Genomic DNA, 8,921 nt, shown 5'->3' on the forward strand with positions numbered 1-8,921 from the left:
CGGTGAAGCTCCCCGGGCCCGTGGTCGCCACGAAGCGGCGGCAGGCGGCAGGCGCCACGCCGGCCTCTGCGCAGGTCTCGGCGGCGAGAGGGATCAGCCGCTCGGCGTGGCCGCGCGCCATCGGCTCGGAGCGCGCCGCGAGGATCCGTCCCGACGCGGTGTCGAGGACGGCGGCCGAACAGGCGCCGAGGGCCGTGTCGAGGGCGAGGACCAGCATGGCCCCGTGCTACACCGTCCGCCGCGGGTCGTGAAGGTCCGGCCGGTGCGTCAGGGCGCGGTCGTCGGCGGACAGGACGCCGGCGGCGGCACCACCGTGTCGAGTTCCCAGGTGACGATGAGATGGTCCGTGCCGAAGACCTGGTACAGGAGTTCCACCACCTCGGGCGACGGCGGGCCGTCTCGGCCCTTGCCGGGCATCAGCAGCCTGAACCAGCATCGCGCGGCGATGCCGAAATCACGCGAAATGTCGGCCCCGAACGGCTCGGGCGGAGCCGTCGCCGGCGTCAGGACATAGAGACCCCCGAACAGGTCCGGTCGGCTGGCGGCGAGGGCCCGAAGGCGCGCCTGCGCCTCTTCCGGTGCTAGGCTGCAGTGGCCGGTAAAGCCGATGCTCACGCGGCCCGCGTCAGATCGCCTGGACCTCGCGCACGTCGGGCAGGAAGTGGCGCATCAGGTTCTGGATGCCGTGCTTCAGGGTCGCGGTGGAGGAGGGACAGCCGGCGCAGGAGCCCTGCATGGCGAGATAGACGATGCCGTCCTTGTAGCCGCGGAAGGTGATGTCGCCGCCGTCTGCCGCGACCGCCGGGCGCACCCGCGTCTCCAGGAGCTCCTTGATCGTGTCGACGGTGCCGGCATCGGAGGGATCGAAGAACTCCTCGTCGCCGCTCGGCGCCAGCGAGGTGTCGTTGCGCAGCAGCGGCTGGCCCGACATAAAATGTTCCATGATCGCGCCGAGGATGGCCGGCTTCAGGTGCGGCCATTCGGCGCCGCCCTTGGTCACGGTGATGAAGTCGTTGCCGAAGAAGACGCCGGCGATGCCGTCGATGGCGAAGAGCTTCTCGGCCAGCGGCGACTGGCGGGCGGCTTCCGCGTTGGGCATGTGGAGCGTGCCCTCCGGCAGAACCGTGCGGCCGGGCAGGAACTTCAGCGTCGCAGGATTGGGCGTGGCTTCGGTCTGGATGAACATGGTGGTCCCCCGTGCGCCGGTTCAAGGCCGGGCCGATTGGAATGATTCAAAAAACTGACCCTGCCCATGATGTGGCGATCCCAAGCCGTCGCGTCAACAGGAAAGCGGCCGGGTTGACGCGGCGGCGGGCTGCGCCAGTCTCATGCCCCCGGGAGAAACGTCCAATGCCAACACGCCGACAGATCCTCGCGACGGGCTCGAGCCTCGCCCTCGCCGCCATCCTGCCCGCACGCGCCCAGCCGCGCCCGCCGGTGCCCATCCTCTTCGTCCACGGCAACGGCGACCATGCCGCCCTGTGGATGACGACGCTCTGGCGCTTCGAGGCCAACGGCTGGCCTCGCGAGCGCCTCCACGCCCTCAACTTCACCGATCCCCTGTCCCGCAACGACGACGCGGTGCCCCAGACCGGCCGATCCGGCACCGCCGACCAGCTGCGCGAACTCGCCGCCGAGGTGGACGCTCTCCTCGCCCGCACGGGCGCGACCCGCGTCGCCCTTGTCGCGAGCTCGCGCGGCGGCAATGCCGTGCGCAACTTCGTGGTCGAGGCCGGCGGGGCGGCGAAGGTGAGCCACGCCGTGCTGTGCGGCACGCCGAACCGCGGCGTCTTCAACTGGGAGGCGAGCCCTGGCAGCGAGTTCAATGGCCGCGGCCCCTTCCTCACCATGCTCAACCGCCGCGACAGCGACGTGGTGGAGGGTACCGCCTTCCTCAGCCTGCGCAGCGACGGCAACGACAAGTTCGCGCAGCCCGACGGCGCGCTCATCGGCCGGCCGGGCGTGCCGACCGGCATCACGCCGGAGGGCCCCTCCCTGCGGGGCGCGACCAACATCGCGCTCGGCCAGCTCGACCACCGGGAGGTCGCCTTCCATCCCCGCGCCTTCCGCGAGATCCACCGCTTCATCGCCGGCGCCGAGCCTGCGACCCTCGCCGTGACGCCGGAGCCGCAGGTGCGGCTCTCCGGTCTCGTTACCGGCAATGCCGGCGGCGTGCCGACCAACCGCCCGGTCGCCGGCGCGACACTGGAGGTCCACCGCGTCGATGCCGCGACCGGTGAGCGACGCGGCGAAGCGCTCCTGAAGAGCACGACCGGCGCCGACGGGCGCTGGGGCGAGGTCGTCGCCGGCCCGGCGGATGCGCTGGAATTCGTCCTCGCCGTGCCGGGCCATCCGGTGACGCACATCTATCGCTCGCCTTTCCCGCGCTCCTCCGGCGTGGTGCACCTGCGCCCGGCGCGCCCACTCGCCGAGGCCGACCGCGCCGCCGGCGCCGTGGTGCAGATGACCCGCCCGCGCGGCTACTTCGGCATTCCCCGCGACGTCGTGCTGCTCGACGGCAAGGAGCCGGCCGACGTGAAGCGCGGGGTCGCCACCGATGCCGCGACGACGCTCCGCCTTCCGGTCTCCGAGATCGGCCGCGCGGTTGTCGGGATCTTCAACGAGGAACGCATCGTGGCGCGCGCCTGGAGCGCGGCCGAAAATCGCGTCGCGGTGGCCGAGCTGACCTGGTGAGGCGCCGTCAGGCCAGCGCCTCGATCTCCTCGTCGGAGAGCTGGCCGGGAACGATGGCCACCGGAATGGGGTAGGAGCCGGCGGTCCGCGCGAGGCCCGAGACCAGCGGCCCCGGCCCGTCCTTGCCGGCGCCGGCGGCGAGGATGAGGATGGAGACGTCCGGATCGTCCTCGATCTGCGCGATGATCGCCTCGGCGAGCGTGCCTTCGCGCACCACCAGCTCCGGCTCGACGCCGACGAGCTTCATGGCGCGGTCTGCGGCCGCGTCCAGCTTGGCGCGGGCATCGGCATGGGCCTCGGCGCGCATGACGTCGGCAACGCCGAACAGCGCCTGGCCGTCGCCGATCTTCGGCTCCACCACCGCCAGCATCTGCAGCCGATGGCCGGTGCGGGACGCGCGGCGGGCGGCGAAGACGATGGCCCGGTCGCATTCCGGCGTGTCGTCCACCACCACCATGAACTTCGGCGTGTGGCCGGAATGATAGGCTTCGCGCTTGCGGGTCATCGTGGCCTCTCTGTGCACCGCAACAGTCGCTATGTCGCACCCGGTGATCAGACTTGGCAAGCCGGAGGACCCGGGCCGCTCGTCGCGCGGGCGTCACGGCGTCGCAATCCTTCCAAACCGGCCGCTTCGCTGCTATGTGCGGGCCATGACCGACACGCCGCTCGACCTCATCCGCAACTTCTCGATCGTGGCCCATATCGACCACGGCAAATCGACCCTCGCCGACCGCCTCATCCAGGTGACGGGCGGCCTCACCGCGCGCGAGATGACCGAGCAGGTCCTCGTCAACATGGACATCGAGAAGGAACGCGGCATCACCATCAAGGCGCAGACCGTGCGCCTCGACTATCCGGCCAAGGACGGCAAGACCTATGTCCTCAACCTGATGGACACGCCCGGTCACGTCGACTTCGCCTATGAGGTGTCGCGCTCGCTCGCCGCCTGCGAGGGCTCGATCCTCGTCGTCGACGCCTCGCAGGGCGTCGAGGCGCAGACGCTGGCCAACGTCTACCAGGCGCTGGATGCCGGCCACGAGATCGTGCCGGTGCTGAACAAGATCGACCTGCCGGCGGCCGAGCCCGACCGCGTCAAGCAGCAGATCGAGGACGTCATCGGCCTCGACGCCTCCGACGCCATCGAGGTTTCGGCCAAGACCGGCATCAACATCGAGGGTGTGCTGGAGGCCATCGTCACCCGCCTGCCCCCGCCGAAGGGCGACCGCGCGGCGCCCCTCAAGGCCATGCTGGTCGACAGCTGGTACGACCCCTATCTCGGCGTCGTCGTCCTCGTCCGAATCATCGACGGCGTGATGAAGAAGAACCAGCGCATCAAGATGATGGGCACGGACGCGGTCTACGACATCGACAAGATCGGCGTCTTCACCCCGAAGATGAAGGACGTGGTGGACCTCGGCCCCGGCGAGGTCGGCTTCATCACCGCCTCCATCAAGGAGGTTGCGGACACCCGCGTCGGCGACACCATCACGGACGAGAAGAAGCCCACCGCCAAGGCGCTGCCGGGCTTCAAGCCGGCCCAGCCCGTGGTCTTCTGCGGTCTCTTCCCGCAGGACGCCGCCGACTTCGAGGACCTGCGCGCCGCCATGGGCCGCCTCAGGCTCAACGACGCCAGCTTCTCCTTCGAGATGGAGAGCTCGGCTGCCCTCGGCTTCGGCTTCCGCTGCGGCTTCCTCGGCCTCCTCCACCTGGAGATCATCCAGGAGCGGCTGGAGCGCGAGTTCAACCTCGACCTGATCGCGACGGCGCCTTCCGTCGTCTACCAGATCCTGCAGCGCGACGGCTCGCTGATCGAGCTGCACAACCCCGCCGACATGCCCGATCCCATGAAGATCGAGATCATCTCGGAGCCGTGGATCCGCGCCAAGATCATGACGCCGGACGATTATCTCGGCTCGGTGCTGAAGCTCTGCCAGGACCGCCGCGGCGTGCAGATCGACCTGACCTATGTCGGCTCGCGCGCCATGGTCACCTACGACCTGCCGCACAACGAGGTGGTCTTCGACATCTACGACCGGCTGAAGTCGATCTCGAAGGGCTACGCCTCCTTCGACTACCAGATCACCGACTACCGCGAGGGCGACCTCGTGAAGATGTCGATCCTCGTCAACGGCGAGCCGGTCGACGCCCTCTCCATGCTCGTCCACCGCAACCGCGCCGAAAGCCGCGGCCGCGCCATGTGCGAGAAGCTGAAGGACCTCATCCCGCAGCACCTCTTCAAGATCCCGATCCAGGCCTCCATCGGCGCCAAGGTCATCGCCCGCGAGACCATCTCGGCCCTGCGCAAGGACGTCACCGCCAAGTGCTACGGCGGCGACATCTCCCGTAAGCGCAAGCTTCTCGACAAGCAGAAGGAGGGCAAGAAGAAGATGCGCCAGTTCGGCAAGGTCGACATCCCGCAGGAAGCCTTCATCGCCGCCCTGAAGATGGACGCCTGAGCGGCCTGAGCGGTTAACGCGCGGTGGGTGAACGCCGCGCGTTCCGAAAGGTCACTTCATCGTTTCTTCGCGGCTTCGTGGTTCAGTGCGGGGGATGACAGCTCCCGCTGACCTGCCAGACGACCTTCATCGTGCCGTGAACAGCGAATTCGCCGGCGAGCCCCTCCGCTGGGCCGGACAGCCCTCCTCACGCATGGCGTTCTGGCGCTCGGCCGGCATCTGGCTCTTTGCCGTGCCCTGGACACTCTTCGCCCTGTTCTGGGAAACGCTGTCGCTGGGCGGTTTCCTCGGCTTCGGCGGACCGACGGGTCAGGAGTGGTCCTGGTTCGGCGCCTTTTTTGTCCTCTTCGGCCTGCCTTTCGTCGCGATCGGGCTCGGCATGATGGCCGCGCCGTTCTGGTTGTCCCGACGGGCCGCGCGCAGCGTCTGGGTCATCACCGCCCGCCGCATCGCCTTGATTACGCTCGGCCGCAGCCGCGTCACGGTGCGCAGCATCCTGCCCCAGGCCGTTTTCGCCATCGAGCGGACCGAGAAGGCCGATGGTTCCGGCTCGTTGAAGCTGATCTTCGGAGAGGGGCGGGATTCCGACGGCGACAAGGTCGAGCGTTCGGAGACACTTCAGGGCATTCCGGACGTGCGGCGGGTCGAGGAGATCATCCGCCGGATGATGGAGGAGCAGACGGTGCCCGCCCGCTGATTCCTCAGCCGCGCCCGCGCCGGCTCCTCATGGGGCGGACCTGCGCGGTGAGCCAGTTGGCGATCTCCGTCCGTCGCCGTCCCGTGTCGAGCAGTTCGCCGTCGAGGCCGTGCCGCCAGGCAATGGTCCGGTTCGCCGGATCGGCATCGAGCGCGTCGAGATCGGCGCTCCAGCGGGCCGCCGCCTGCCCGTCCTCGAAGAAGCCCTCCTCCACCAGCCGCGGCGCGATGGCCCGGCCGATGGCCGCCACCTCGCCGAGGGAAAATTCCGGGTGGTATTGCACCGCCCATGCGGTCGCGTCCCCGACGCGGATCTCCACCGCCTGCACCTCGCTCATGCCGTTGGAGGCGAGCAGCGTCGTGCCCGGCGCCATGGTCTCCACCTCGTCCTGGTGCACCGCCGGCGCGTCGAAGACGACCGGGCGGCCGGCCAGCATGGGATGGGAGCGGCCCGCCTCGTTCGCGATGATCTTGCGGGCGAAGCCCATTTCGCGGCCCTTCGGGTTTCGCCGGACGACCCCGCCTGCCGCGGTCGTCAGAACCTGCAGTCCCCAGCACGAGCCGAAGACGGGGGTCCCCGAGGCGAAGACGGCGCGCGCGAGGTCGATCTGCGCGCGGATCTCCGGCGTCATGTCGTAGAGGTTGAGCGAGGAGCCGGTCAGCGCCACGCCGTCATAGCCCTCGAGCCCGCCGGGGTCCGGCAGGTTGGCGCCGGGATCGGCGGGGAAGGCGAGGTCGACGACCGCGTCGGGAGCGAGCTCGCGCAGCACCTCGGCATAGGCTTCGGAAGGGGTGGCGCCGCGGCTGGCGGCATGGCGGGCGCGGTCGGCGGCCGTGTTGCCTTCGACGACGAGGATGCGGAGGGTCATGGGCGCCTGCGGGTGGGATCGCGGATGCGCTCCAGATGGCACATCGCGCGCGTCAGGAAAATGGGGGTACGCCATTGCCGCGGCGCTGCGGACGCGCGACAAAGTGCGGTGACCGCACAACACCTGCGAGCCCCCGTGGACCAGCCGGCCTCCCGCTTCCTCCAGGTCGACCGCGACCACATGCTGGGCCTCGAGAAGGGCCTGGCGGTGATCGCCTGCTTCGACGCGGCCCATCCGCGCCTCACCATCGCCGACGTGGCGCGCATGACCGGTCTCACCCGCGCCACCGCGCGTCGCTGCCTGATCACCCTCTCGCGCATCGGCTATGCGGAGACCGACGGGCGCTTCTTCACCCTCACGCCCCGCGTGCTCAAGCTCGGCTACGCCTATCTCGCCTCGACGCCCCTCACCGCCGTCCTTCAGAACGCCCTGGAGCGGCTGAGCGAGGCGATCGGCGAGAGCTCCTCCGCCTCCATCCTCGACGGCGGCGAGATCGTCTACGTCGCCCGCGCCGCCACCAAGCGCATCATGTCGGTGGGTCTCGCCGTCGGCGCGCGGCTGCCGGCCTACTGCACGTCCATGGGCCGTGTCCTGCTGGCGGCCCTGCCCGAGGCGGAGGCGCGGGCCCGCGTCGCGGCCACCGAGCGGCGGGCCCTGACCACCCGCACCGTCACCGGCGTCGAGGAGGTCATGGCGCTTCTGGCGCGCGCGCGCGCCGAGGGCCACGTGGTCATCGACCAGGAGCTGGAACTCGGCCTCACCTCCATCGCAGTGCCGGTCCTTGACCGCGCCGGCCGGGTGCTTGCGGCGGTCAACATCGGCACCCAGGCGGCGCGCTTTCCCCCTGATGCGCTCGTCCGGACGTTCCTGCCACGGCTGCAGGCGGTGCAGGCGGATCTCGCGCGCATCCTGTGAGGCGGGGCCGTCTTCCCACCGGGCCCCTCACCCTTCTTTCCCCGCCCCGAAAGAGGCTCCCCATTACCTCTCCCCGGCGGGGAGAGGTCGACCGAAGGTCGGGTGAGGGGGCAGGAAGTCCTTCGGCCGCTCTCCCCCTTACCCGCCTCGCTTTCGCTCCGCGACCTCTCCCCGCCGGGGAGAGGTGATGGTTGCGCCCTGCAACGGCCCGAAACACGCCCGAAGGCCGATCCCTGACGCGGAAGCCTGTGGGCTTTCCGCCGCGGCGGTTGAATTCGAGGGCCTCACCTGCGAGCGTCGCCGCCGATGCTCGATGCTCCCACCCCTCCGCCAGCCCCCCCACCGCCCGCCGAGGCGGAGGGCCGCGTCACGCCGCTGATGGAGCAGTATATCGAGATCAAGGCCGCGAACCCGGATTCGCTGCTCTTCTACCGGATGGGCGACTTCTACGAGCTGTTCTTCGACGATGCGGTCGCCGCCTCGCGCGCCCTCGGCATCGCGCTGACCAAGCGCGGCAAGCATCTCGGCGAGGACATCCCCATGGCCGGGGTGCCCATCCACGCCGCCGACGACTACCTCCAGCGTCTCATCCAGCTCGGCTTCAAGGTCGCGGTCTGCGAACAGGTCGAGGACCCGGCGGAAGCCAGGAAGCGCGGCTCCAAGTCCGTGGTGAAGCGCGACGTGGTGCGCCTCGTCACCCCCGGCACGCTCACCGAGGATTCGCTGCTCGAGCCCCGCCGCAGCAACTTCCTCCTCGCCGTCGCCCGCGCCCGCACCGCCTCCGTTGGCCCCGGCGACGGCTACGGCCTCGCCTGGGTCGACATCTCAACCGGCGAGTTTCGTGTCGCCGAGACCGACGGCACCCGCCTTTCCGCCGACATCGCCCGCGTCGATCCGCGTGAGATCGTCGTCTCCGACGTGCTCAATTCCGACCCGGCCCTCGCCGAGTTCTGGCGCGGCTTCAGGGCGGTCTCGCCGACCCCGCGCGACCTCTTCGACGGCGCCAGCGCCGAGCGCCGCCTCGCCGCCTATTTCGGCGTCGGCACACTCGACGGGTTCGGTGCCTTCTCGCGGCTTGAACTGTCGGCGGCCGCAGCTGTCGCCGGCTATGTCGAACGCACCCAGATCGCCACGCGCGCGCCGCTCTCCCCGCCGGTGCGCGAGCCGGCCGGTGCCGCCATGCTCATCGACGCGGCGACGCGCGCCAATCTCGAACTCGTCCGCACCCTCGGCGGCGAGCGGCAGGGCTCGCTCCCCGCCGCCGTCGACCGCACCGTGACCGCGGCGGGCG

At 70.1% G+C, this 8,921-nt stretch carries 9 protein-coding genes and 1 pseudogene; 5 read left to right on the forward strand and 5 right to left on the reverse strand.

All coding sequences use genetic code 11. The features are described from left to right. The 3 genes from ACT6XY_RS21340 to ACT6XY_RS21350 form a co-directional block, all read right to left on the reverse strand. A partial coding sequence (locus ACT6XY_RS21340; protein ID WP_444750320.1) for a tRNA threonylcarbamoyladenosine biosynthesis protein TsaB occupies nt 1-217 on the reverse strand: 217 nt, incomplete at its 3' end. A 50-nt stretch (nt 218-267) separates the two neighbouring features. Continuing rightward, nucleotides 268-615 (reverse strand): hypothetical protein, encoded by a 348-nt coding sequence (locus ACT6XY_RS21345; protein WP_444750321.1) that lies wholly within the window; start codon nt 613-615, stop codon nt 268-270. 10 nt (nt 616-625) lie between these two features. Beyond that, nucleotides 626-1,186, reverse strand: a complete 561-nt coding sequence (locus tag ACT6XY_RS21350; RefSeq protein ID WP_444750322.1) for a NifU family protein — start codon at nt 1,184-1,186, stop codon at nt 626-628. Nucleotides 1,187-1,350: 164 nt separating this feature from the next. Between ACT6XY_RS21350 and ACT6XY_RS21355 the strand changes: the two genes are divergently transcribed. Then, nucleotides 1,351-2,694, forward strand: a complete 1,344-nt coding sequence (locus ACT6XY_RS21355) for a hydrolase (protein WP_444750323.1) — start codon at nt 1,351-1,353, stop codon at nt 2,692-2,694. Between the two features lie 7 nt (nt 2,695-2,701). On the opposite strand, the gene ACT6XY_RS21360 is transcribed toward ACT6XY_RS21355, so the two are convergent. Further along, nucleotides 2,702-3,199, reverse strand: coding sequence for a universal stress protein (locus ACT6XY_RS21360; RefSeq protein ID WP_444750324.1), 498 nt, complete (start codon nt 3,197-3,199; stop codon nt 2,702-2,704). Nucleotides 3,200-3,344: 145 nt separating this feature from the next. Between ACT6XY_RS21360 and lepA the strand changes: the two genes are divergently transcribed. Together lepA and ACT6XY_RS21370 are read left to right on the forward strand one after the other, a co-directional pair. Continuing rightward, nucleotides 3,345-5,150: a translation elongation factor 4 gene (lepA, locus tag ACT6XY_RS21365; RefSeq protein WP_444750325.1), complete on the forward strand. Its 1,806-nt coding sequence runs from the start codon at nt 3,345-3,347 to the stop codon at nt 5,148-5,150. A gap of 136 nt (nt 5,151-5,286) precedes the next feature. Further along, the gene (locus ACT6XY_RS21370; protein ID WP_444750326.1) at nt 5,287-5,847 is read left to right on the forward strand and encodes a hypothetical protein; all 561 of its coding nucleotides are present in this window, start codon (nt 5,287-5,289) and stop codon (nt 5,845-5,847) included. 4 nt (nt 5,848-5,851) lie between these two features. Here ACT6XY_RS21370 and ACT6XY_RS21375 read toward each other — a convergent pair whose 3' ends face one another. Then, nucleotides 5,852-6,715, reverse strand: a complete 864-nt coding sequence (locus ACT6XY_RS21375; RefSeq protein WP_444750327.1) for a type 1 glutamine amidotransferase — start codon at nt 6,713-6,715, stop codon at nt 5,852-5,854. Nucleotides 6,716-6,895: 180 nt separating this feature from the next. Here ACT6XY_RS21375 and ACT6XY_RS21380 point away from each other — a divergent pair, with 180 nt between their 5' ends. Continuing rightward, nucleotides 6,896-7,630 carry an IclR family transcriptional regulator domain-containing protein gene (locus ACT6XY_RS21380; RefSeq protein WP_444750328.1) on the forward strand — a complete coding sequence of 245 codons (735 nt, stop codon included), beginning with the start codon at nt 6,896-6,898 and terminating at the stop codon, nt 7,628-7,630. Nucleotides 7,631-7,936: 306 nt separating this feature from the next. Next, nucleotides 7,937-8,921, forward strand: a pseudogene (locus tag ACT6XY_RS21385) (DNA mismatch repair protein MutS); the annotation flags it as partial.

Source organism: Phreatobacter sp. (genome assembly GCF_052440005.1).
Lineage (GTDB): Bacteria > Pseudomonadota > Alphaproteobacteria > Rhizobiales > Phreatobacteraceae > Phreatobacter.

Bases quoted from the DNA above. Each gene is read 5' to 3' on its own strand.
- ACT6XY_RS21360 (WP_444750324.1), bottom strand. From the start codon at position 3,199: ATGACCCGCAAGCGCGAAGCCTATCATTCCGGCCACACGCCGAAGTTC.
- ACT6XY_RS21355 (WP_444750323.1), top strand. From the start codon at position 1,351: ATGCCAACACGCCGACAGATCCTCGCGACGGGCTCGAGCCTCGCCCTC.
- ACT6XY_RS21350 (WP_444750322.1), bottom strand. From the start codon at position 1,186: ATGTTCATCCAGACCGAAGCCACGCCCAATCCTGCGACGCTGAAGTTC.
- lepA (WP_444750325.1), top strand. From the start codon at position 3,345: ATGACCGACACGCCGCTCGACCTCATCCGCAACTTCTCGATCGTGGCC.
- ACT6XY_RS21380 (WP_444750328.1), top strand. From the start codon at position 6,896: ATGCTGGGCCTCGAGAAGGGCCTGGCGGTGATCGCCTGCTTCGACGCG.
- ACT6XY_RS21375 (WP_444750327.1), bottom strand. From the start codon at position 6,715: ATGACCCTCCGCATCCTCGTCGTCGAAGGCAACACGGCCGCCGACCGC.